The organism is Pseudomonas sp. SA195 (assembly GCF_054131565.1).
Genome location: NZ_CP096392.1, coordinates 2,291,262 through 2,315,042, shown reverse-complemented (window position 1 = coordinate 2,315,042; position 23,781 = coordinate 2,291,262). Strand labels below are relative to the sequence as shown.

General features: G+C 64.1%; 18 protein-coding genes. 14 read left to right on the top strand and 4 right to left on the bottom strand.

Annotated elements, in window-relative coordinates; translation table 11 throughout:
• The first annotated feature begins 5 nt into the window (after nt 1–5).
• Both M1D78_RS10725 and M1D78_RS10720 read left to right on the top strand, forming a co-directional pair.
• Nucleotides 6–1,337 carry an MFS transporter gene (locus M1D78_RS10725; protein ID WP_437419277.1) on the top strand — a complete coding sequence of 444 codons (1,332 nt, stop codon included), beginning with the start codon at nt 6–8 and terminating at the stop codon, nt 1,335–1,337.
• Entirely contained in the window at nt 1,334–2,065 is a 732-nt protein-coding gene (locus tag M1D78_RS10720; RefSeq protein ID WP_437419278.1) for an ABC transporter substrate-binding protein, read from the top strand. The genes M1D78_RS10725 and M1D78_RS10720 overlap by 4 nt, the downstream gene beginning before the upstream one ends.
• A gap of 448 nt (nt 2,066–2,513) precedes the next feature.
• Here M1D78_RS10720 and M1D78_RS10715 read toward each other — a convergent pair whose 3' ends face one another.
• Genes M1D78_RS10715 through M1D78_RS10705 form a run of 3 tightly spaced genes read right to left on the bottom strand, consistent with a single transcriptional unit; the run spans nt 2,514 to nt 8,192 of the window.
• Nucleotides 2,514–3,908 (bottom strand): efflux transporter outer membrane subunit, encoded by a 1,395-nt coding sequence (locus tag M1D78_RS10715; RefSeq protein WP_437419279.1) that lies wholly within the window; start codon nt 3,906–3,908, stop codon nt 2,514–2,516.
• The gene (locus M1D78_RS10710; protein ID WP_437419280.1) at nt 3,905–7,030 is read right to left on the bottom strand and encodes an efflux RND transporter permease subunit; all 3,126 of its coding nucleotides are present in this window, start codon (nt 7,028–7,030) and stop codon (nt 3,905–3,907) included. Before M1D78_RS10710 ends, M1D78_RS10715 begins: the two co-directional genes overlap by 4 nt.
• A gap of 10 nt (nt 7,031–7,040) precedes the next feature.
• On the bottom strand, nt 7,041–8,192 hold the full coding sequence (locus M1D78_RS10705) for an efflux RND transporter periplasmic adaptor subunit (RefSeq protein WP_437419281.1): 1,152 nt from the start codon (nt 8,190–8,192) through the stop codon (nt 7,041–7,043).
• A 152-nt stretch (nt 8,193–8,344) separates the two neighbouring features.
• On the opposite strand from M1D78_RS10705, the gene M1D78_RS10700 reads away from it, so the two are divergent.
• Complete coding sequence (locus M1D78_RS10700; RefSeq protein WP_437419282.1) at nt 8,345–9,724, top strand: ATP-binding protein; 1,380 nt, start codon at nt 8,345–8,347, stop codon at nt 9,722–9,724.
• Nucleotides 9,724–10,404, top strand: coding sequence for a response regulator (locus M1D78_RS10695; protein ID WP_437419283.1), 681 nt, complete (start codon nt 9,724–9,726; stop codon nt 10,402–10,404). Before M1D78_RS10700 ends, M1D78_RS10695 begins: the two co-directional genes overlap by 1 nt.
• Before the next feature lie 13 nt (nt 10,405–10,417).
• On the opposite strand, the gene M1D78_RS10690 is transcribed toward M1D78_RS10695, so the two are convergent.
• Complete coding sequence (locus M1D78_RS10690; protein ID WP_437419284.1) at nt 10,418–11,311, bottom strand: LysR family transcriptional regulator; 894 nt, start codon at nt 11,309–11,311, stop codon at nt 10,418–10,420.
• A 524-nt stretch (nt 11,312–11,835) separates the two neighbouring features.
• Between M1D78_RS10690 and M1D78_RS10685 the strand changes: the two genes are divergently transcribed.
• The 10 genes from M1D78_RS10685 (at nt 11,836) to M1D78_RS10640 (ending at nt 23,773) form a co-directional block, all read left to right on the top strand.
• A complete protein-coding gene (locus M1D78_RS10685; protein WP_437419285.1) occupies nt 11,836–12,855 on the top strand; it encodes an SMP-30/gluconolactonase/LRE family protein in 1,020 nt (339 codons plus the stop codon).
• A gap of 58 nt (nt 12,856–12,913) precedes the next feature.
• Complete coding sequence (locus M1D78_RS10680; RefSeq protein ID WP_437419286.1) at nt 12,914–14,590, top strand: DUF1302 domain-containing protein; 1,677 nt, start codon at nt 12,914–12,916, stop codon at nt 14,588–14,590.
• Between the two features lie 18 nt (nt 14,591–14,608).
• Nucleotides 14,609–15,979 carry a DUF1329 domain-containing protein gene (locus M1D78_RS10675; protein ID WP_437419287.1) on the top strand — a complete coding sequence of 457 codons (1,371 nt, stop codon included), beginning with the start codon at nt 14,609–14,611 and terminating at the stop codon, nt 15,977–15,979.
• Nucleotides 15,980–16,054: 75 nt separating this feature from the next.
• Nucleotides 16,055–17,920 (top strand): phytoene desaturase family protein, encoded by a 1,866-nt coding sequence (locus tag M1D78_RS10670; RefSeq protein ID WP_437419288.1) that lies wholly within the window; start codon nt 16,055–16,057, stop codon nt 17,918–17,920.
• Between the two features lie 23 nt (nt 17,921–17,943).
• The gene (locus M1D78_RS10665) at nt 17,944–18,876 is read left to right on the top strand and encodes a VOC family protein (RefSeq protein WP_437419289.1); all 933 of its coding nucleotides are present in this window, start codon (nt 17,944–17,946) and stop codon (nt 18,874–18,876) included.
• A gap of 11 nt (nt 18,877–18,887) precedes the next feature.
• Entirely contained in the window at nt 18,888–19,256 is a 369-nt protein-coding gene (locus M1D78_RS10660; RefSeq protein ID WP_437419290.1) for a Rieske (2Fe-2S) protein, read from the top strand.
• A gap of 4 nt (nt 19,257–19,260) precedes the next feature.
• Nucleotides 19,261–20,424, top strand: coding sequence for an alpha/beta hydrolase family protein (locus tag M1D78_RS10655; protein WP_437419291.1), 1,164 nt, complete (start codon nt 19,261–19,263; stop codon nt 20,422–20,424).
• A gap of 34 nt (nt 20,425–20,458) precedes the next feature.
• A complete protein-coding gene (locus M1D78_RS10650; RefSeq protein ID WP_437419292.1) occupies nt 20,459–21,592 on the top strand; it encodes an FAD-dependent oxidoreductase in 1,134 nt (377 codons plus the stop codon).
• A 281-nt stretch (nt 21,593–21,873) separates the two neighbouring features.
• Nucleotides 21,874–22,617: an SDR family NAD(P)-dependent oxidoreductase gene (locus M1D78_RS10645; protein WP_437419293.1), complete on the top strand. Its 744-nt coding sequence runs from the start codon at nt 21,874–21,876 to the stop codon at nt 22,615–22,617.
• A gap of 43 nt (nt 22,618–22,660) precedes the next feature.
• Nucleotides 22,661–23,773 carry a WD40/YVTN/BNR-like repeat-containing protein gene (locus tag M1D78_RS10640; RefSeq protein ID WP_437419294.1) on the top strand — a complete coding sequence of 371 codons (1,113 nt, stop codon included), beginning with the start codon at nt 22,661–22,663 and terminating at the stop codon, nt 23,771–23,773.
• Nucleotides 23,774–23,781 lie beyond the last annotated feature (8 nt).

Here is a 23,781-nt window from a genome sequence, read left to right as displayed (position 1 = left end):
TCACAATGACAACAGAAAGCAACAGCCTGGAAAAAACCGTGGTGCGCAAGGTCACCCTGCGCATCATTCCCTTCGTATTCCTGCTCTACATCGTGTCGTATCTGGATCGCGCGAACATCGGCTATGCCGCGCTGCAAATGAATGCCGAGCTGGCATTGACCAGCGAGGCATTCGGCTTCATCTCCGGCATCTTTTTTCTTGGTTATTTCCTGTTCGAGGTGCCGAGTAACGTCCTGCTCAACCGCTACGGTGCGCGGGTGTGGATTGCACGCATCCTGGTGACCTGGGGCATCATCGCGGCTGCCACTGCGTTCGCCGAGTCGGCTGCCCAGCTCTACGTGCTCCGGTTCCTGCTCGGCGTCGCGGAAGCCGGCTTCTTCCCTGGCATCATTGTTTATCTGACCTACTGGTTCCGCTCGAAAGAGCTGGCCACCACCGTTGCCTTGTTCACCGCGGCTATCCCGGTCTCCTACATTATCGGCGCGCCACTGAGCACCTGGATCATGGACAACATCAGCTGGGGCGGCTGGAGCGGCTGGCGCTGGATGCTTTTCCTGGAGGGAATCCCAGCCGTGTTCCTGGGCGTTGTATGCTACTTCTACCTGACCGACAAGCCGGAGCAGGCCAAGTGGCTCAAGCCGCAAGAGCGCGACTGGCTGTTGAACGAACTGGAAAACGACCGTAAAGCGAAAAAAAACGTCAAGCACTTTGGCGTCATGAAGGCCATGACCAACCCAAAGGTGCTGTACCTCTCGTTTATCTACTTCGTCTACCAGTGCGGAAGCCTGGGAATCGGCTACTGGATGCCGCAGATCATCAAGGGCTTCTCCGAGTCGCTGAGCCATACGCAGATCGGCCTGATCGCAATGGTGCCTTACATCGTCGCGACGTTCATGATGATTGGCTGGTCACGTAGCTCCGATCGCCACGGCGAGCGGCAGTTGCACTCAGCGATTCCGCTGGCGGTGGCCACCGCGGCCATGATCGGCGCCGGCATGTTTACAGACCCCATTATCGCCATCGCCATGATCAGCCTCGCGCTGGCCGGGTTGTACAGCTTCAAGTCGCCGTTCTGGGCGTTGCCAACGTTGTTTCTGAGCCGGACGACGGCTGCCGTTTCGATCGCCGTCATCAACTCAGTTGGCAACCTAGGCGGTTTCTTCGGGCCATCAATGATAGGGATGGTCAAGGAAAGCACCAACAGTACGGCCATCGGGCTGCTATTTCTCAGTGGCCTGCTGGCAGTCGCCTGCGTTATGACTTTGCTTATGCGCATCAACAAGCAAGACGACGAAGACGTCGTATCTACAGCCGTTCAGAATAAGGTGAACTCATGAAAGTCGACCAAGACATACTACAAGACCTTGCCCCGACGGGCGTACTGCGGGCCGCGATCAACTATGGCAATCCGGTGCTGGCGCAACGCGGGGCAGATGGCCAGCCTGGCGGCGTCTCCACCGCGCTGGCAAAGGCGCTGGCAGAGGCGCTCGGGGTAGACGTCGAGTTCGTGACCTTCGATGCAGCAGGCAAGGTTTTCGCGGCGTTGTCCGAGGCCCGCTGGGACCTGGCGTTCCTGGCCATCGAGCCTGTTCGGGCTGAGGAAATTGAGTTCAGCCACCCGTACGTGATCATCGAAGGCACCTACCTGGTCAAGGAAGATAGCCCGCTCCGTTCGGTCGCCGAGCTCGATCGGAAGGCGCTGCGCCTGGCGGTAGGGAAGGGCGCGGCCTATGACCTGTTCCTGACCCGTACCCTGTCCGAGGCGGAGCTGGTCCGTGCACCGACTTCTGCGGCTGCGGTGGACTGGTTCGTCGAACAGAAATTGGATGCCGCTGCCGGCGTCCGCCAGCCACTTGAAGATTTTGCCAAGGCTAACCCCGGCTATCGTGTGCTTGACGACAGTTTCACCGAGATTCGGCAGGCAATGGCTGTACCCAAGGGCCGCCTGGCCGGGGCTCGGTACATCCGAAATTTCCTCAACGAGAAGATCCGCAGCGGCTTTGTCGCGGAACAGTTGCGCCAAAGCGGCCAGCAGGATGTGCGGGTAGGGCCTGAGGTGGGCTGAGCAGGGGAGTCATTGTCCGGCGAGTCAGTTAGCCTTGCATTACCCTAGCGGTTCAGGCTCATCAACAGTCCAGTCCTGTCGTGGGCAGAGCAGAGGGGACGCTGTATCCGAGGCGACCGCCGACGCCTCTCCAGCGTCTTTGGTGCAGCCTTCGAATGGCTGAGGTGCGCGGGCCGGGCATTTATCTGCGCACTACCTTGCCTGGTTTCCGCGTCATGCTCTTCACCCCACAAAAACAACCGGAGGTGTCTGGTCTGTTCGGGGCTGAGTGGATTCTGGCTTAAGGTGGATGATGTCCGCCGCAAGGAGTGTTTCATGAGCCAGAACGAATGACGTTTTCAAGGCGGTAGATTAGATGCTTGCCGGCCCCCCGCTTCGCCATGTAGCCGAGACGATGGGCATCACTGAAAGCCTGCTGGGCAAATGAAGCGGCTCGCGCTTATTTGGCTTAGGTATCCTCACTACTCCCTCCACCCAAGGCCTTGAACAGGTCGATCCGGTTGCTCTGCTCGGTGAGCCGCAGCGCGATCAGCGTTTGCCGCGCGGCGTACAGCGTCCGCTGTGCATCCAGTGCGTCGAGGTAGCTGCTCGCCCCGTTGCGGTAAAGGGCGTCGGCCAACTGGTAGCTGCGCTCGGTGGCGTCGGTCAGCGCCTGCTGCGCGGCCAGGCGTTCCTGCAAGGTGCCCCGCACGGCCAGGGCGTCGGCGACTTCACTGAAGGCGGTCTGGAGGGTCTTTTCGTAAGTGGCGAGCTGGGCCTCGCGTTCGCTGCGGGCCGCTTCGAGCGAGGCACGGTTGGCGCCGGCATTGAAGATCGGCACGGTGATGCTGGGCGCGAAGCTCCAGGCACCGCTGCCAGCCTTGAACAGCCCGGCCAGCTCGGAACTGGTGGTCCCCGCCGTGCCGGTCAGGCTGATGCTGGGAAAGAACGCCGCCCGCGCCGCGCCGATGTCGGCGTTGGCTGCTTTAAGCGAATGTTCGGCGGCGAGCACGTCGGGGCGCTGCTGCAGCACGGTCGACGGCAGCCCGGCCGGCAGGTCGACGAGTTCGGTCGCGCGCGCTTCAAGGCCCTGCGGCAGCAGCGCTTCGTCCAACGGCGCGCCGACGAGCAGCGTCAGGGCGTTGAGGTCCTGCTGTACTTGGCTCTGGTAGGCGGCCACGTCGACCCGGGCCGACTCGACGGTGGTCTGGGCCTGTGCGAGCGCAAGGCCCGACGTGTTGCCCAGCGCATGGCTGCGTTGCAGCAGATCGTAGCTGGCCTGCTGGCTCTGCCAGGTATCCTCGGCCAAGGTCAGCAGTTGGCGGTCTGCGGCCAGGGTGAGCCAAGCCGTCGCCACCTCGGCGACCAGGCTGATCTGCGTGCTGCGCCGTGTTTCGTCGAGCGCCAGATACGCCTCCAGCGCGGCGTCGCTGAGGTTCTGCAAGCGCCCAAAGAGGTCTAGCTCGAAGCTCAGGCTCGGTCCGACGCTGTACTGGTGCTCGATGGCCGTCGTGCCCGCATTGGGCGTGCGGCTGTGGCTGCCACTGGCGTCGCCGTCCACCGCCGGGAACTGGTCGGCCCGCTGGATGCGGTACTGCGCCCGTGCGGTCTCGACGTTGAGCGCGGCGACGCGCAGGTCGCGGTTGTTGGCCAGGGCGAGCTGCACGACCTGGCGCAGCCGGGGTTCGAGAATGAACTGATCGAGCGACACCAGCGCCTCGGCCGGGGCGGTCGGCGCGACGACCTCCCGGTGCCACTGGTCAGGAATGGGTGCTTCTGGACGCTGGTAATCGGGGGCCAGGTTGACGCAACCGGTCAGCGCAATGGCGAGAAACAATGGGGTGAAACGGGCAGAGCGGATCATGCTTGAACTCCTGTGCCCATCGGGGCGGGCTCGCGGCGGGTGCCCAGGCGGCGCACCAGTACGAAGAACAGCGGAACGAAGAACAGGCCGAGCACGGTGGCGCTGAGCATGCCGCCCAGCACGCCGGTGCCGATGGCCTGGCGGCCTCCCGCTCCGGCGCCGGTGGCCAGGGCCAGCGGCAGCACGCCGAACATAAAGGCCAGCGAGGTCATGAGGATCGGACGCAGGCGCTGGCGGCAGGCCTCCAGCGTCGCCTGGAGCAGGTCCTGGCCCTGCTCGTGGAGCTGCTTGGCGAACTCGACGATAAGGATCGCGTTCTTCGCCGCCAGGCCGACCGTGGTAAGCAGCCCGACCTGAAAGTACACGTCGTTGCTCAGTCCGGTCAGGCTGGTGGCATAGACCGCCCCGACGATGCCCAGGGGGACAACCAGCATGACCGCGAACGGAATCGACCAGCTCTCGTAGAGTGCCGCCAAGCAGAGGAACACGAAGAGAATCGAGATGGCGTAGAGCATCGGTGCCTGCGAGCCGGACAACCGCTCCTGGTACGACTGGCCCGACCACTCGTAGCCGACGCCGGCCGGCAGTTGCGCGATCAGCGATTCGACCTCGGCCATGGCCTCGCCGGAACTCACCCCGGCAGCCGGATCGCCCACCAGTGCGACGGACGAGTTGCCGTTGTAACGCTCGAGCAGTGGCGAGCCGTAGGCCCAGTCGGCACTGGCAAAGCTGCTGAAGGGCACCATCTCGCCTGCATCGTTGCGCACGTACCAGCGCTTGATGTCATCGGTGCGCATCCGCGCATCCGCTTCGCCCTGGACGTAGACCTTCTTTACCCGGCCGTTGTGCACGAAGTCATTGACGTAGCTGCTGCCCATGGCGGTGGACAAGGTGTCGTTGATGTCGCTCGTCGACAGGCCAAAGGCGCCGGTCTTGCGGTCGTCAATGTTCAGGTGGAACTCGGGGGTATCGTCCAGCCCGTTGCTGCGCACGCCGACCAGCTTGTTGCTCTTGGCGGCGAGGGCCAGGAACTGGTCCCGCGCCGCAACCAGCGCTTCATGGCCGATGCCACCGACGTCCTTGAGCTGCAAGTCGAAGCCCGAGCTTTCGCCGAGCCCGCGGATCGCCGGCGGCTGCATGACGAAGATGCTGGCGTCGCGAAGGCCAGAGAGTTCGCCTGTGGCGCGGCGAGCGAGGGCGGCAGCGGTGTGCTCAGCACCTTCGCGCAGGCTCCAGTCCTTGAGCTTGATGAAGGCGCGGCCGGAATTTTGCGCATTGCCGCCCATGCCGAGGCCGGTCACAGTGATGAGCGAGTCGACCTCTGGCTGGGCAAGCAGGTAGTCGATGAATTCGGACGTGGCGGCCTGGGTCCGCTCGTCGGTGGCGCCCACCGGCAGCTGGATCATGGCCATCAACATGCCCTGATCCTCGTCCGGCAGAAACGCGCCGGGCAGACGCAAGTAGCCGACCGCCATGGCGACGATGACCAGCGCATAGACCAGCAGCATGCGCGAACCGCCACGCAACACCCGCGACACGCCACGTCCGTAGCGCTCGCTGTTGCGATTGAAGGAGCGATTGAACCAGCCGAAGAAGCCGCGCCGCTCGCCATGAGCGCCGGGGCGCAGGAGAGTGGCGCAGAGCGCCGGGCTGAGGGTCATGGCGACCAGTACCGAAAGCACCATGGCGCTGACGATGGTCACCGAGAACTGCCGGTAGATGGCGCCGGTGGAACCGCTGAAGAAGGCCATCGGTACGAATACGGCGGAGAGCACCAGGGCGATGCCGACCAGCGCGCCACCGAGCTCGCCCATCGATTTGCGTGTCGCCTCGCGCGGCGGCAGGCCTTCCTCGCTCATCACCCGCTCGACGTTTTCTACCACGACGATGGCGTCATCCACCAACAGGCCGATGGCGAGCACCATGGCGAACATGCTGAGCGTGTTGATCGAATAGCCGAACGTGGCGAGCACGCCAAAGGTGCCGAGCAGCACGACCGGAACGGTGATGGCGGGAATCAGCGTGGCGCGCCAGTTCTGCAGGAACAGGTACATGATCAGCACGACCAGGGCGATGGCTTCGAACAGCGCCTTGACCACCTCCTCGATCGACAGGCTGACGAAGGGCGTGGTGTCGTAGGGGATCGCCATCTCCAGCTGCAACTCGGCGGGGAAGTTCGGGGAGAGTTCGGCGAGTCGGGTTTTCACCGCTTCGGCAACATCCAGGGCATTGGCCCCGGTCGCCAGCTTGATCCCCATCGCCGCCGACGGCTGGCCGTCGAGCGAGGCGACGACATCATAGCTTTCGCTACCGAGCTCCACTCGCGCCACGTCGGAAAGCAGCACCAGCGAGCCGTCGTTCGAGCTCTTGACCACCAGGTCACGGAATTGCTCGACCGTCTGCAGCTTGCTCCGGGCGCTGATGGTGGCGTTCAGCTGCTGGCCCGGCTTGGCGGGCAGGGCGCCGAGCTGGCCGGCCGAGACTTCGGTGTTCTGCGACTCCAGTGCCGCGGTGACGTCCGACGGCATCAGGGCGTATTGCTCGAGCTTGGCAGGGTCCAGCCAGATGCGCATGGCGTAGGCCGAGCCGAGCGTCTGCACTTCGCCCACGCCATCGACGCGGGCGATCTGGTCGAGGAGCTGGCTGTCGATGAAGTCGCCGATGTCGGTGTGGGTGATCGCCGGATCCTTCGAGCGGAAGGCGACGATCATCAGGAAGTCGCCGCCGCCCTTGGTCACCGTAATGCCCTGGTTCTGCACCGCCTGCGGCAGGCGCGACTCGGCCTGCTGCAGCTTGTTCTGCACTTGCATCTGCGCAACGTCCGGATCGGTGCCGGCCTCAAAGGTCAGGCTGATCTTCGCACTGCCCGACGAGCTGCTGGTCGCGGACATATACATCAGGCCATCGAGGCCCTTCATCTGCTGCTCGATGACCTGGGTCACCGAATCCTCGATGGTCTTGGCCGATGCGCCGGTATAGGTGGCGGAGATGTTCACCGTCGGGGGTGCGATGTCGGGGTATTGCTCGAGCGGCAGGCGGCTGATGGACAGCGCGCCGCCGAGCATCACGACGATCGAGAGGACCCAGGCGAAGATCGGTCGGTCGATGAAAAAGCGTGCCATGGGCGTCTCCTCAGTGCGTGGCAGCGGCGACGGTGGCCGCGGCGCTCATTGGCTGGGCGCTGACCGTGTCGCCGGGACGCACCTTTTGCCCGCCTTCGATCACCAGCTGCTCGCCACCGGACAACCCGGCGGTAACCCACCACTGGTTCTCGACCTGCCGGCCGAGGGTGACCTGGCGCTGGACGAGTTTGCCGTCCTCGACCAGCAGCACGTAGGTCGCGCCCGTGGTGCTGCGTGTCACCGCGCGTTGCGGTATCAGGATCGCCTGTTCGTCGACCGCCTCTTCGAGCACGGCGCGTACATACATGCCCGGCAGCAACAGCCCGTCGGGGTTCGGCACCACGGCGCGCAAGGTCACGCTGCCGGTGCTCTGCGAAACGCTGGCGCCGCTGAATTGCAGGCGCCCGGCGTGCGCGTACTCGCTGCCGTCTTCCAGGCGCAGGCGGATACTTGCCTCGTCGTCACCGGCCTTGCGCAGCCGGCCTTCGGCCAGTTCACGCTTCAGGCGCAGCACTTCGGCGCTGGACTGGGTGACGTCGACATACAGCGGGTCGAGCTGCTGGACGGTGGTCAGCGCCGTTTCCTGGCTGGCGGTCACCAGGGCACCGGGTGTGACGCTGGAGGTTTCGACGCGCCCGGAAATCGGCGCGGTCAGCGTGGTGTAGGCAAGATCGATCCGGGCGCTCTGCTCGGCGGCCTTGGCAGCGGCGTAGGCTGCCTCGGCGCTCTGCAGGCTGGCCTGGGCATCTTCGTTGTCCTGCTGGCTGATGGCGTCGATCTTGACCAGCCCCTGATACCGCTTGGCTTTCAGCCGCGCCGAGTCGAGAGTGGACTTGGCCTGTGCAGTGCTGGCCTGCATCTGCTGATAAACCGCCTCGTATGGCGCCGGGTCTATCCGGTAGAGGACTTCGCCGGCCTTGACCTGTGCGCCTTCGGTGAACAGGCGCTCCTTGATGATGCCGCCGACCTGCGGCCGAATCTCGGCGGTCAGCCAGGCCTTGGTGCGGCCCGGCAATTCGCTGGTCAGCCGCTGGGCGTGCGGCTGGACGGTGATGACCCCGACTTCGGGAACGACGTTCTGTGGTGGCTCCGCCGGCTGCGAGCAACCGCTGAGCGCGACCGCCATCATGCAGCCGAGGACGCTGCGCTTAACTGTATGCATGTCTGTACTCCCACCGGGACGATCCCGGTCGTTCATTCATGCAAGCGATGCTGCGCGGCAAATGTGCAGAGAATTTGGAGATTGCCCTAGCCGCATTGAACCGACGGCCCGGGCCGGTCTTAATAGCGCGACCTATCAAACGTGTGATCGCCATGAAGCTGAGCCTGTCCCGCAAACTCTTCCTTGCTGTGCTCGGCACCGCGCTGCTCGGCATCCTGGCGATGGGCGCGGCGGACGGCTGGAGCTTCGCGCGCGGCTTTCTCGGCTATATCAACGGCCTGACCGAGGAGCGTGTCCAGGCGATGCTGCCACAGCTGCGCGCCTACTACCGCCAACAGGGCACCTGGGCGCCGTTGCGCGGTGCCCACTCCGAATGGTTCGAACTCACCCGCCCGCCCGGAGGCAGCGAGGCGCCTGACTGGGAGATGCCGGTGTCCGACCTGACCGGCGCCGGCCTGCGGATTGCCTTGCTGGACGCGGCCGGAGAGCCCGTGGTGCGCTTTGTCGAGCTGGGTCGCGACGCGCCTCGCTGGCCGATCGAAGTGGAGGGGCAAACCGTCGGCTGGCTGGCCATGGCGCCGTTCCAGAACGTGACCGAAGCCGGTGGTGCGCTGCTGATCAAGCGCCAGCTGTTGTCCAGCCTGGCGGTCGGCGTACTGGTGTCGTTGCTGGCCGCGCTCATCGCCCGGTGGGCGTCGCGACGGCTGGTCGCCCCGGTACAGCGCGTCGCGGCGGCGACGCACCGGCTGGCGGCAGGCGACTACAGCGAGCGGGTGAGGGTGCAGACCGATGATGAGGTGGGCCAGCTCGCCCGCGATTTCAACCAGCTCGCCTTTGCGCTCGAGCGTAATGAGCAGATGCGCCGCGAGTTCATGGCCGATATTTCCCATGAGCTGCGCACGCCCCTGGCGGTGCTTCGCGGCGAACTGGAGGCCCTGGAAGACGGCGTGCGCACCCTCGATGCGGCGTCCCTGCGCTCCCTGCAGCAGGAGGTCGCACTGCTGAGCAAGCTGGTCGCCGACCTGTCCGAGCTGTCGCTGGCCGACGTCGGGGCGCTGACCTATCGCAAGAGCCGGGTCGATCTGGTCGAACTGCTCGAGCTGTCGCTGGCCGGCGCCGCCAAACGCTGCCAGGAGCGCGACCTGACGCTCGACCTGCGTCTGCCGGCAGACGAGGCGCCGCTGCTGGCCGACGCAGGGCGTTTGCAGCAGCTGTTCGGCAACCTGCTGGAAAACAGCCTGCGCTACACCGATGCCGGCGGGCGTCTGCAGGTAGCGGTCACCCGGCGCGGTGCGCAGGTCGTGGTGGACTGGATGGATTCGACACCGGGCGTGCCGGACACCGACCTGCCACGCCTGGTCGAACGCTTCTACCGGGGCGAGGCCTCGCGCCGCCGCGCCACCGGCGGTTCGGGCCTGGGCCTGGCCATTTGTCGCAGCATCGTTGAAGCCCATGGCGGGACGCTCGAAGCCCGTCATTCGCCGCTCGGCGGGCTCTGGCTGCAACTCATACTTCCTGCGGAGAACGGCTGATGCGCGGCAATGAAGCGGTACAGGCGGCCGATGTCCTGGTCGTCGAAGACGAGCCCAAGCTTGCGGCCCTGCTACGCGATTACCTGCAAGCCGCCGGCCACCGGGTGACCTGCCTCGACGACGGGTTGGCCGTGGAACCCGCCGTGCGGGCGAAGATGCCGGATCTGATCCTGCTCGACATCATGTTGCCCGGCCGCGACGGACTGGACATCTGCCGGGCCCTGCGCCGCTTTTCGGATGTGCCGATCATGCTCATCACCGCGCGCGTCGAGGAAATCGACCGCCTGCTCGGACTCGACCTTGGCGCCGATGATTATGTCTGCAAGCCATTCAGCCCGCGCGAGGTGGTGGCTCGGGCGCGGGCCATCCTGCGGCGGCGAACACCGCCCGCCGAGCCGGGGCTGCTGCTGGACGCCGCTGCCTATCGCGCCACTTTCAACGGCACCGACCTTGGCCTTACGCCGGTGGAGTTTCGGCTGCTCGCCTGCCTGGCCGGGTCACCGGGACGCGTCTTTTCGCGCGACCAGTTGATGGACCGGCTGTACGACGATCACCGCATCGTGACCGATCGCACCGTCGACAGCCACGTCAAGAACCTGCGCCGCAAGCTGGAGCAGGCCAGCCCCGAGCGCGAACTGATCCACTCGATCTACGGGGTCGGCTACAAGCTGGAGGTCTGATGGAGGTTCCGCTCTAGGAACCGGCGATCGAGGCCGCGGCATCGCTGATCAGGCCCCGGAGCCACGTCAGCCCTGCATCGTGCTGCTGATACTTGTTCCACTGCATCGCGATGGTCAGGCGAGGCGCCGTCCACGGCAGCGGAAGGATTTTGAGCGGCAGGTAGGCTACCCAACGTTCCGCCAGTCGCCGGTGCATGGTTGCCAGCCGCCCGGTATCGATCAGATAGGACGGCACGCTGTTAAAGGTATTGGTGATGACATCGAAATGCCGCTCGATATCGAACTTCTGCAGGAACCATTCATCGACCGTCGGCACGCGCCGCTCACCCCAGCGCACCAGCACATGCTTCATCTGCTTGTAGCGGTCGAAGTCCAGGGTCTGCTCGGTCAGGGGGTTGTTTTTGCACATCACGCAAACGAACTCGTCCTGGAAGATTGCCTGCGACGGGTGGTCACTGGTGATCTGCAAATCAGGCAGAAGCAGCAGGTCGATTTCCCCGCGCTCGATCTGTTCGCCCGGTGCGTTGTGGGGGGGGAACATCTCGATCGAGCACAGCGGCGCCATTTCGTTGATGCGGCGGCTCACTTCGGGCATCAGCACTGTTCCAACGTAGTCGGACACGATCAGGCTGAACTTCCTGCTCGATTCCGCCGGCTTAAACAGCGCGCGGTTCTCCAGTGTGGCGCGCATCTGGATCAGCAGTTCACGGATCGGCAAGGTCAGCCCTTCGCCGATTGGTGTGCGGACCATCTTGCGGCCCACCTGTACCAGCAAGTCGTCCTGAAAGTATTCCCGTAGCCGGGCAAGCGCGGCACTAGTGGCCGGCTGGCTCAAGTGCAGGCGCTCGCCAGCGCGCGTGATGTTCTGTTCAGAAAGCAGGACGTCGAGGACGACCAGCAGATTCAAATCCAGTCCATGAAACCGCATTGCTTGGCTCCCCTTACCCGCGGCGAAACCGCCCGAGGCTGTTGTTGTGATCGTGAGCATCGCTTGGGCGAGCAATCCACCGCAGTTATGGGTTGTATGTCAAACAAAAATTTCTCGAATGCTTCGCCTTTGCGTAACGTCAAGGCCATTCCGATCCGGTTGCGGTAGGTCGGATGCGATTTGCGTGTATAGACAACAACAAGAGAACTGGAGACGACCATGCGTTATCCATGTGCTTCATCCGACCGCCTGCGCCCGCTACTGGCTGTCTATCCTGCTCGCCGAATCCCGGTTGATCGTTTTCCTTCTGATTTGGATGCGTTACGAGGCGCTCGCCGCTGCGGGCCGCATAGCCCGCTTTAACCGTCAAAGCCGCCGCCTCCGCCGCGACGCTGCGCGTCTCGGCACCTCCGCCAATCCGGTTTTGGAGCCGCCTATGCGGTTCTTGCAGCCGTGCGGCCGTTCGGTGGCCTTTCATCACAGCGGAACCAGAAGGAAAACTCATGACCAAGCACAACCCGTTGCGTGACTGGCAGGTAGATCGAGCAGACATTCAATTCATCGGGCACGACCTGCAACGCCCCGAATGCATCATCGCCCAGCCTGACGGCACCCTCTGGGCGGCCGATGCCCGCGGTGGCGTGATGCGCATCGATACCGACGGCAGCCAGCACCTGCTGGCGCCACAGCAGGCGGCCGGCGACGAGGTGTCGTTCGAGCAGCGCTATGTGCAGTCTCAGGGCGCATCACTGCCCAACGGGCTGGCCCTGACCGCCGAAGGTGATTTCATCATCTGCAACTGGGGGCTTGATCGCATCGAGCGCCTCGATCGGCAGGGCGTCGTTCATGTCCTGCATGACAACCTGGACGGTCGGCCGCTCGGCAAGACCAATTTCCCTTTGCTCGATTCCAAGGGCCGCATCTGGTTCACCGTCACCACGACGATGCAACCATGGACTGACTCGATCAATTCCGGCGTGCTCGACGGCTATATCGGCGTCATCGATGAGCGAGGCCTTCGTATCGTGGCCGAAGGGTTCGGCGGGACCAACGAGATCCGTTTCGACGACAACGAGGAGTGGTTGTATGTCGTCGAGAGCAATGCCAGACGCATTTCACGCCTGCGCCTGAACGCCGACGGTTCCCTGACCGACCGTGAGGTCTACGGGCCGAGCCAGTTGGAGGGATTCCCCGACGGCTTCGCCTTCGACAGCTTCGGCAACCTCTGGGTGACTCTGGTCATGAGCGACAAGCTGATCGCCATTACGCCCGAAGGCGACGTGCTGACTCTGCTTGACGACGGCAACCCCGAAGCCACGGCACGCCTCAACCAGCACTACGCGGACAAGACCCTCACGCCCGAGATCATGGCAGCAGCACGCGGAACCCTCGCGCCCTGGATGGCCAGCCTGACCTTTGGCGGGCCAGATCTGAAAACCGTTTACCTCGGCAGCCTCCAAGGCTCGCGCATTCCCTGGTTCCGAGCGCCGGTGGCAGGCCAGCCGCTGATCCACTGGCGTTAGCAAACCGCAGGCGGGGAACACCGCCGGCATTGTCCACAACAACAATAAGGACACGACGATGAAGTTGAACAAGCAGATGGAAGCGCTCGTCCGGAAAACGCCGCGCATTCGCCATCAGGCCCTTGCAGTGGCCATCGCGGCCGCCATTGGCAGCCCGGCCAGCCAGGCCTTCGTGATCGACACGGGTAATCCGGACCTCCGTGTGCTCTGGGATACTACCTTCAAGTATTCGGCGGCCTTCCGTGTCGAGGATCAGGATTCCAGGCTGATCACCGAGCCCCAGCCGAACTGGCCGAACACCGACGATGGCAATCGCAACTTCGACAAGGGGCTGATCTCGAACCGCCTCGACGTGCTGACCGAGTTCGATCTGCTCTACAAGCGCCGTTACGGTTTTCGCATGAGCGCCGCGGGTTGGTACGACAGCGAGTATCACGGCAAGAACGACAACGATTCACCGGCCACCGCCAACCCGCTGTCGGTGGATCACAACGAGTTCACCGCCGGGGCGCGCGACCTGCACGGCGGCGACGTGGAACTGCTGGATGCTTTCGTCTTTGGTCGTTTCGACCTGGGCTCCATGCCGCTGACCGCACGGCTCGGCCAGCACACCATCCTCTGGGGTGAAAGCCTGTTCCTCGGCGCCAACGGCATCGCCAATGCGCAGGCGCCGATCGATGTAGTCAAGGCGCAGTCAGTGCCCAATACTCAGTTCAAGGAACTGATGCGCCCGGTCAACCAGCTCTCGGCGCAACTGCAGATCACGCCGGACCTGGCCGTGGGTGCCTACTATCAGCTCGAATGGGAGGAGACCCGGTTGCCAGGCTCTGGCAGCTATTTCTCCGGCGTCGATTTCATGGCCGACGGGGCAGAGCGGATGCTGCTCGCCAGCGACGGCAGTGCCTATTTCCAACGCGCCAGCGATCTCGAGGCCAAGGACTCCGGGCAGGCCGGCCTGAAGCTGCGCTTTCGCAGCGGCGAGACCGACTACGGTCTGTATGCCGCGCGCTATCACGACAAGACGGCGCAAATCTATCTGTTGCCGGGCGTGGATGCCGGCCCGACCGACAGCGGGTTCAGGGCAGGGCGCTACCGCTGGGTCTATCCCGAAGACATCTTCACCTACGGCATCAGCGCATCGCGCACCTTTGGCATCGTCAACATCGCCGGCGAGGTTTCCGTCCGCCGCAACACGCCGCTCGCCAGCGACGCCCAGACGGACCTGACCGGCACCGGTGACGGAGACAGCAACCCGCTGTACGCCGTGGGGAACTCACTGCATGCGCAGATCAACTGGATGGCCAGCCTCGGCCCGAGCTTTATTTCCAGGGAAGCGTCGTTCCTCGGTGAAATCGCCTGGAACCGTCGCACCAGCATCACCAAGAACCCAGGGGCCATGAACCCCAACGCCACGCGCGACGCCACCAACATCCGCATGGTCTACGAACCGAGCTACCGGCAGGTCTTCCCCGGTGTGGACCTCTCGGTGCCGATCGGCGTGGGCTACGGGATCGACGGTAACTCGTCGGTAGTAGGCGGCTTCCTGGGCGAGCATGTTGGCGACCTCAGTGTCGGCCTCAACGCGACTTACCTGGATGTATGGCGCTTCGGCGCGAGCTACACGCATTACTTCGGCCCGGTCGATAACGCCATCGACGCCAACGGGCACGGCTCCTACAAGCAAAACCTGGCCGACCGCGATTTTGTCGCGATCACGCTGCGTCGCACCTTCTGATTCGCTGGGAGAACAACAATGAAAACGAACCTTCTGCCATTGCGCTCCGCCATTCTCGGCGCCCTGCTGGGCTTCGGCTCGCTGGCCATGGCCGCGGTCAGCCCCGAGCAGGCGGCGAAACTGAACACGGAACTGACGCCTTTCGGTGCTGAAAAGGCTGGTAACGCGGCCGGCACCATCCCCGCTTGGGACGGCGGTTACACCCAGCCGCTTGCCGGCTTCGAAAACGGCGGTCGTCGCCCGGATCCCTTCGCCAACGAAAAGCCGATCCTGAGCATCAACGCGAGCAACATGCAGGAGCATGCCGACAAGCTGTCGGAAGGGCTCAAGGCAATGCTCAAGAAGTACCCCGATACCTTCCGGGTAGACGTCTACCCCACCCACCGGACCGCTGCGGCACCCCAGTGGGTATATGAGAACACGTACCGTAATGCGACCTCGGCCCACCTTGACGGCGGCAAGCTGGAGGGTGCCTACGGCGGCATTCCCTTCCCGATTCCGCAAAGCGGCGAAGAGCTGATGTGGAACCATCTGCTGCGCTGGCGCGGCTCCGCCTGGCATATGGACGTCAGGGGCGTGCAGACCACGGCCAGCGGGGACCACGTGCCAAGCGTTCTGTCGTCGGTGGATTTCCAGATGCCGTACTACTTCAAGGAGGGATCGCTCGAAGAACTCAAGAACAAGTACGACGGCGTGTTCTGGATGATCCGAATGCTCAACTACGGCCCGGCGATTCGTGCAGGCGAGGCCATTACGGGACACGAGAATCTCGACCCGGACAAGAGCCAGACTTGGGTCTACCTGACCGGCCAGCGCCGGGTCCGCAAGTTGCCCAACGCCTGCTGTGATACGCCAACCCCTGCCAGCGCGGGCATCTCCATGTTCGACCAGACCGACGTGTTCAACGGGCGCCTGGACCGTTTCGACTGGAAGATCATCGGCAAGAAGGAGATGTACATCCCCTACAACGCCAACCGCCTGCTGCAGCGGCCATCCGAACAAGTCCTGTTGGATCACCACATCAATCCCGATGACATGCGCTTCGAACTGCACCGGGTATGGGTCGTCGAGGCGACCCTGGCGCCCGGCCAGCGGCACCTGGCGCCGAAGCGCCGGTATTACGTGGACGAGGACACCTGGATCGCTACCCTGGCCGACCACTGGGATGCCAATGGCCAGCTCTGGCAGATGGGCTTCTCCACGCCCATCGTGATGCCTGACATTCCGGCCACCGCATCGCCGCAGAGCTTCGGCTTCTATGACCTGCTCTCGGGCGCCTGGTACTTCGACGGGATGCTCAATGACTCGAAAGAGCAGTACAAGGTGATGCCACCCTATTCCGATACCACATTCACGCCAGAGGCGATGGCTGGCGAAGGCATCCGCTAAACGCCGCATCCAGACGGCAGGAAGAGCGGTCTCGCACAGCCATCGACCGCTCTTTTTCGATCCAAGGAGTAACAGATGAGCACGACCCCCTACGACATCGTTGCCATGGGTGCCGGCCATAACGGCCTGGTCGCGGCGGCCTACCTGGCCAAGGCCGGCAAGAAGGTACTGGTGCTGGAGCGTAAGAGCTACCCGGGCGGTGGCGTGACCACGCGCCAGCTCAACACGCCCGGCTACTGGCACGACGAGCACTCCAGCGTGCATATCATGATCCAGGGCAACCCCATGCTGCGCCAGGACGAACTCGGCCTGCTCAGCCAGCACGGGCTCAAATACAACTACTCACCGGTCCCGCACGCCACCATCTTTCCCGACCAGTCGGTGCTCTACACCTACAAGGACTTGGACAAGACCTGCGAATGCTTCGCCAAGGTGTCGCCGAAGGACGCCGAGACCTACCGCAACTTCGTCAAGCTGAGCCAGCAGATGCTGCAGATGTTCATGCCGGGCTTGTATTCGCCGCCGCCCCCGCTGGGCGAGCTGGTCGCCATGCTCGATCGCAGCGAAGAAGGCCGGCTGATGCTGGACTACATGAATCGCGATTGCCTCGACCTGGTCAACCAGCTGTACGAGAGTGACCGCATCAAGATCCATCTACTGCGCCTGGTCAGCGAAAACCTGCAGACGCCTAACGAGCTGGGCACCGGCATGGGCGTGCTGTTGATGCCGGGCATCATCCACACCTACGGGGTGTCGCAGCCAATCGGTGGCAGCGGCAAGCTGACCGAGGCGCTGGTGCGCTGCATTGAGTCGCATGGCGGGGAAGTCCGCTGCAACGCCGAGGTGGCCAAGATCCTCACCTCTGACGGTCGCGCAACTGGCGTGCAGTTGAGCGATGGCGAAACCATCCTGGCACGCGACGCGGTGATCGGTGCCATCCACCCCCATGTGGTGCGCAAGTTCGTCGACGGCGTGGCCGAGCCGGTTCTGCAGCGTGCCGAGCGCGCCACGCTGGCGCCGTTCTCGATCATGGTCAGCCACTATGACCTGAAGGAGAACGTCAAGTACCACGCCGGTGAGGAAGTGGGCTACGCCACCATGCTGGAATTCATGGCCACCGATTCGCTCGATGAAATGGTTGCGGACTTCGATGCCCTCAAGCGCGGCCTGATCACCGAGCGTCGCCTGTGCGCCGGTGGCGATGAAAGCATCGGCGACAAAACCCGCGTGCCCGCCGGTGCGGGTATGTTCCATGGCATCACCTTTGCGCCCTACAAGGTCACCGACCCGCGCTGGAAGGACCGTCACTGGGACGATTTCAAGGAAGAAATCGGCGACCTGTCGCTGGCCCACTACCGCCAGTTCATCAGCAACCTGACCAGCGACAACATCATTGCCCGCAGCATCGTCAGCCCGGTGGACCTGGAGCGCTCCAGCCCCAACAGCATGGTCCGCGGTGACCTGCATGGTGTCGCCCCGTACTTCTACCAGAGCGCAGGGCACCGGCCGACGCCCGATCTGGGGCAGTTCACCGTGCCGGGCGTCGACCGGCTGTTCCTCGCCGGTCCCTTCCAGCACCCGGGCGGTGGTGTCTACGGCGCCGGGCGTGCCACCGCCATCAAGATGTTCGAGCAGCTTGGCATGGACTTCGGCGCCGTCTCGGGTGGGGTTCGTGAGGACCTGCCGCCGCCGGTCGCCACTGCCAGCGCCGCCCGCGAGGGCATGGTGCTGCGCGGCCCGGCGAACGAGGAGCTGATGCACGTCGATTCAATTCGGCGGGTCGGCGACGAGCTGGTCATCAAGGGCAAGAGCTTCGGGACCATGCCGATGGAGGCGCGCCTGGACGCGGCTGCCACGCGCGCGGGCCTGAAGATGCTGAGCATCAAGGACATCGCCTTCGCCGCGACCCTGCCGTTCCGTAAATCCCGGCAGTCCGACTGACCGATCTTATAGAAGGAAGAGCCATGAACATCCTGGGCCTCGAATACCTCGTTTTTGGCGTCGACGACCTTGCCGGCGCGCACCAGTACCTCATCGATTATGGCCTGGACGTCGAAGACTACGACCCTGCCGTGGGCGGGACCTATGTCGCCCTGGATGGCACCGGCCTGATCGTCCGGCGTGGCGATGCCCCCGGCTTGCCGCCGCTGCCCCCGGGCGCCGTCACGCCCAGCCTGCGGGAAACCATTCATGGGGTCGCCGACGAAGAAACCCTCGCGGCCATTCGTGACCACCTTGAAGGCGAGCGGCCCGTCACCGTCGATGCCGACGGCACCGTTCACTGCATCGACGATGCCGGCTTCGCTGTCGCGTTCACGGTCACGAGGCGCAGAGAGATCAGGGCCCGTTACTTGGGCTTCAACGTGCCGGGCCAGGCGCCGGGCCGCGCTCCGAACGATTGCGCGGCCAATCCCGACGAGGTCATCAAGCCGCGCTCGCTGTCGCACGTCGTCTATTTCGTGGAGGACGCAGCCAAGGCCGAAGCCTTCTACACCCGGCTCGGCTTCGTCGTCACGGACCGCTTCAACAACCTCGGCCCGTTCCTGCGTCCGGCTGGCACTCTCGATCACCACACCCTGTTCATGATCGAGAGCCAGAACGATCACATGATCGGTTGCAACCACTTCACCTTTCACCTGGGCTCGGCCAACGAAGTGCTGCAGCAGGGCTGGAACTTCGTCAAGAAGGGCTATCGCAGTTTCTGGGGCCCGGGCCGCCACATCATGGGCAGCAACTTCTTCTGGTACTTCGTCAGCCCGTTCGGCGCCGTGATGGAAATGGACGCCGACATGGATCTGCACGACGAGCAGTGGGTTGCCCGCGAGATGGACCCCGGCGCGGACAACTCGCAGATCTTCCTTTTCGACGCCGTCGATAAATGGGCGCCAGGTGAGTAAGGAGCAGGCCGATGCCGGACGAGAAATGGCTGTGCCGTCTTGACGACATCCCCGACGGCGGCGCCCGTGGCCTGCTGCGCCAGGGGCGCGACGACCGGGTCTTCGCCGTACGCCAGGGGAACGCAGTGCAGGTCTGGCTCAACGACTGCCCGCACAACCACCGGCCACTGGACTACCGGCAGGACCAGTTCCTCTCCGGCGACGGCCAGCACATCGTCTGTTTCGCACACTCGGCGCACTTCGCGCTTCACGACGGCAGGTGTTTCGCTGGCCCCTGCGTCGGGCAGCACCTGACCGCCGTCCCCGTTCGGGTGGACGAGCAGGGTGGGGTCTGGCTGACCGAGCCCTTGCCGTCCGCCGACTCAACAATAAGAAGGTGAACCTATGTTTCAGTACTTCCCGACCAATTATGTCTGGAGCCTCTCGACGATGATCGCGATCACGCATGGGGGCAACGTGGGCGAAATCGACGCCATGTGCGCGCCCTTGCGTGAGGCGGCGCTCGCTGGAGACGACCCGGGCACGCAGGCCTTCTTCGAAGCCTGGAAGGGCGGTGGCGACAATCTGGTTGCGCTGGCCGAGGAAGACCTCGAGCGTGGCCATAAGCGTTCGGCCGGAGACAAGCTCGGCCGCGCAGCGCTCTACTACTGCATCGCCGAACGCATGCAGGCACATGGTTTCGAGCACCGGCTGGCCTTGTACAAACGCTCGCTCGAGTTGTTCCAGCAGAGCCGGGTACTGACGCGGGCAAACTGCACGCGGATGGAAATTCCCTACGGGGATGCCTGCATCAGCGGTCTCTACGTGCGCGCCGAGGGTCTGCCGGCCGGTGCCAGGGCGCCAATCGTGGTGGTCATGAACGGCCTGGACAGCACCAAGGAGATGCTGCAGAAAAGCGTGATGGGGACGCAGTTCCCGCAACGCGGGCTGTCGGCGCTGTTCATCGACCAGCCCGGCACCGGTGAGGCCCTGCGCCTGCATGGGATGCCGGCAGTGCACAACACCGAGGTGTGGGCATCGGTGGTGGTCGATTGGCTTGAGCAGCACCCCGAAGTCGATCCCGAGCGCATCGGTGCGTTGGGCGTCTCCCTGGGTGGCTATTACTGCCCGCGGGCGGTGGCCTTCGAGCCGCGGTTCGCCTGCGGCGCGGTGTGGGGCGCCAACCACGATTGGCGGGCGGTGCAGCAGGCGCGCCTCAAACGCGAGGGTGAAAACCCGGTGCCGCACTACTGGAAGCACGTGCAGTGGGTCTTCGGTGCCAGCGACATGAATGACTTCTTCGCCAAGGCCGAGCACATGCACCTGAACGGCGTGCTCGATCGTATTCGCGTGCCCTTCCTGGTCACCCACGGTGAGAACGACCGGCAGATACCGCTGCAATACGCCCATGAGACCTACGAGCAGTTGGTCAACAGCCCCGATAAAAAGCTGATCGTCTTTACCGCCCGGACGGGAGGGGTGGAGCACAGTTCCCTCGACAATCCCGATAACGCGGGTGCGCTGATCGCCGACTGGCTGGCAGAGCGGTTGGGCGGTACCACCGAATGACTTCCATGGCCGAGCGATAGGCAGGAGACCGATCATGGCTTTGATTAAGAATGCGCTGGTCGTGGGTGGGGGCATCGGCGGGATGTGCGTTGCCATCGAACTGGGGAAGCAGGGCATCGCTGTCGACCTGGTTGAAATCAATCCGAATTGGGCGCCCGATGGGGCTGGTATCACCATTAGCGGGCCAACGCTGCGCGCGTTGCGCCAGATCGGGGTCGTAGAGCAGGTGCTGCGCGAAGGCGGGCATTGGCGGGCGATCGATATCTGCGACGCCGACGGCAACCTGACCCGCACGGTCTCGGTGCCTCCCCCGGATGGGGCCGAAGACCTGCCTGCGGCGGCTGGCATCCTGCGGCCCCGCCTGGCGAAAATCCTCGGAAAGGCCACCGAACGGGCCGGCGCACGTATCCGCCTCGGGCTCAGCTTCGCTGACATGGAGCAGGACGAGGAGGGTGTAGACGTCACATTCACGGACGGCAGCCACGGCCGCTACGACCTTGTGATCGGAGCCGACGGCATCAATTCCGCGGTTCGCCGCCTGGTATTGCCTGACTTTTCGGGGCCTGTATTCACCGGCCAGGGTTCATGGCGTGCGGTGGTGCCGCGTCAGCGCGAGCACTCCGCGGTCTACATGGGGCGCACGACCAAAGCGGGCATGAACCCCATCAGCGCCGACCAATGCTATTTGTTCGTGCTCGACAAGCGCCCAGGCATGGATTTCATCCCATCGGAACAGTGGCCCGAGATGCTGGCGGAGCTGCTGACCGAATTCGGTGGGCATATCGGCGAGATACGTCAGGGTTTGCTCGACGGCACCCTGGACAACCCGCGTCTGCTCTACCGTCCGCTTGCGGGGCACATGATCAAGGGACCATGGCACAAGGGGAGGATTGTGTTGCTCGGCGACACGGTGCATGCCACCACGCCGCATCTGGCTTCGGGCGCAGGCATCGCTGTGGAGGGCGCCATCGTCCTGGCGCAGGAGCTCAAGCGGCGACATTCGCTGGAGGGCGCCTTGCTGGCGTACGCCGGTCGCCATTACGACCGCGCTAGCTTGGTAGTGCGCGCCTCAGGCCGGCTGGGCGAACTCGAACAGACGGGCGGTTCGCTCGAGGAACATGCCCGCATCATGATCGGCGCGCAGGAGGCGCTGCGCGCGCCCATATAGCGCTAGCACCTATCGCGCCTCGAAGCGCCCCTGAACCCTCCCATAGCTCTCCGTGCCGTGTTTTATGGCCAACCGCAACAACGCTGCCCGCCTCCTTTTTTAACCAAGGGCGGGCAGCGTTGTTTTTGAGGCGCAGCTGCTCGCAGATCGATCCGTTTCATGGATACCACGGATTTCAACAAACGATTTCTCGAATGGCTTTAACGCGACTATGGTCATTTTCAAGAACAGGGCGGCGTGCTAAGCGCCCCAGACAATAAAAACAAAAGAGGAACCTTGTTGTGCATAAAAGTCATCAAGACCGTATTGCCGTCCTTACCGGTGCCACCGGCGCCCTGGGTGGTTACTTCGCGCGTCGCCTGGCAGAGTCGGGATGCCACTTGGCCCTTGCCGGCCGCTCCCTTCCTACAGAGACGATGTCAGCGGTGGAGGCCCTAGGACGACAGGTCTACGCGGAGGCCTTCGATCTGGCTGATTCAGAGGCAGTGCAACGTTTCGCCTCCAATGTGCTCGACCGCTTTGGCCGTTGTGACATCCTGGTCAACAACGCTGCTTACATGCCGCTGATTCCCTTTGCCGAGCTGACCATCGAGACCTTTCGCCGCTTCGAAGCGGTAAACGTCGAGGCATCGCTACTGCTGGCTCAAGCCTTCGCGCCTGATATGGCTAGCCGGGGGTATGGGCGAATCGTGCAAATCTCTTCCAGCACCGTGGGCAATCCCATGCCCAACTTCACCGGCTACATCACGACGAAGATGGCTGGGCTCGGGTTGGTTCGCGCGCTTGCCGCAGAGCTCGGGCCACAGGGCATCACAGTCAATGCCATCGCGCCGGGGCTCATCCGGACACCTTCCTCAGAAGAGAACCTGCCGCCTGCGCTGTTCGATGCTGTGCGTGAACAACAACTGATCAAGCGCAACGGCGTGCCGGACGACCTGTGCGGGTTGCTGGCGTTCATCACCTCCGATGAAGCGGGCTTCATTACCGGCCAGGTACTCAACGCCGACGGCGGCACTGTCTTCTAAGACGGGCCCGGCGTACACCTCGAACAACCAGAAAGGTAATCCCATGAGCAAGTTCCTGGGTGGTGGCTCCGGCCGCCTGGCTCGCTGTCGCCCTGCGTTTTGCGCCGCGCTGACCGCCAGCACGTTGATCGTCCAATCCCTGGCTTGCGCCTGGGCGGCGCCGGTGGCCGATGCCGAGGGCAGGCCGGCCGCCGTGGTCGAAGCGCCTTCGAAGGCTGTGATCCAGGCCATCGAGCGCGCTGGCGACCGTCTGGTGGCGGTCGGTGAGCGTGGCTTGATTCTGCTGTCCGACGACAACGGTACGAGCTGGCGCCAGGCACCCGTTCCGGTCAGCATCGGACTGACCGCCGTGCAGTTCCCGACGCCGCGTGTGGGTTGGGCCGTAGGCCACTTCGGCACGGTGCTGCACAGCCGCGATGCCGGCGAAACATGGCAGGTCCAGCTGACCGGCGAGGAAGCGGCCGCGCGAGTATTGGCAGAGGCGCAGGCCCTCCCGGATGCAGCCGAAGGAAGTAAGGCCGCACGGGCTAACGCCGAGCGGCTGGTGGAGGAGGGGCCGGACAAGCCCTTTCTCGGCGTGCTGTTCAGCGATGAGCGCAACGGGCTGGTTGTGGGGGCGTTCAACCTGATCCTGCGCACCACCGATGGCGGCCAGACCTGGACCTCGCTGTCGGCCCAGCTGGACAACCCCGGCGCGCGCCACCTGTACGCCATCGCCGCGGGTGGCGACAGCCTCTATATCGTCGGTGAGGAGGGGCGGGTGTATCGCTCGGACGACAACGGCGCCCGCTTCACCCGCCTGCGCACACCCTACCAGGGCAGCTACTTCACGGTTTCGGCCAGCGACTCGGGTGCCGTCGTGGTGGCCGGCCTGCGCGGCAATGCCTTTCGCTCGACCGATCGGGGCGAGACCTGGGCCGCCATTGAGCTGCCCAGCGCGGCGTCGGTCGTCGCCAGCCGGCTCGACGAAAGTGGCCGCTTATGGCTGCTCAATCAGGCGGGACAACTGCTCGAAGGGCGCATGGCGGCTCCGCTTCGCGTACTGAACCGCAACCCGCTTCCTCCGCCTACCGGGCTCGCGCATACGGCTTCGGGAGACCTGCTGGTCAGCAGCCTGCAGGGCATCGTCTATCCGAACCTGCCGAGCCAACACTGAGGAGTTTC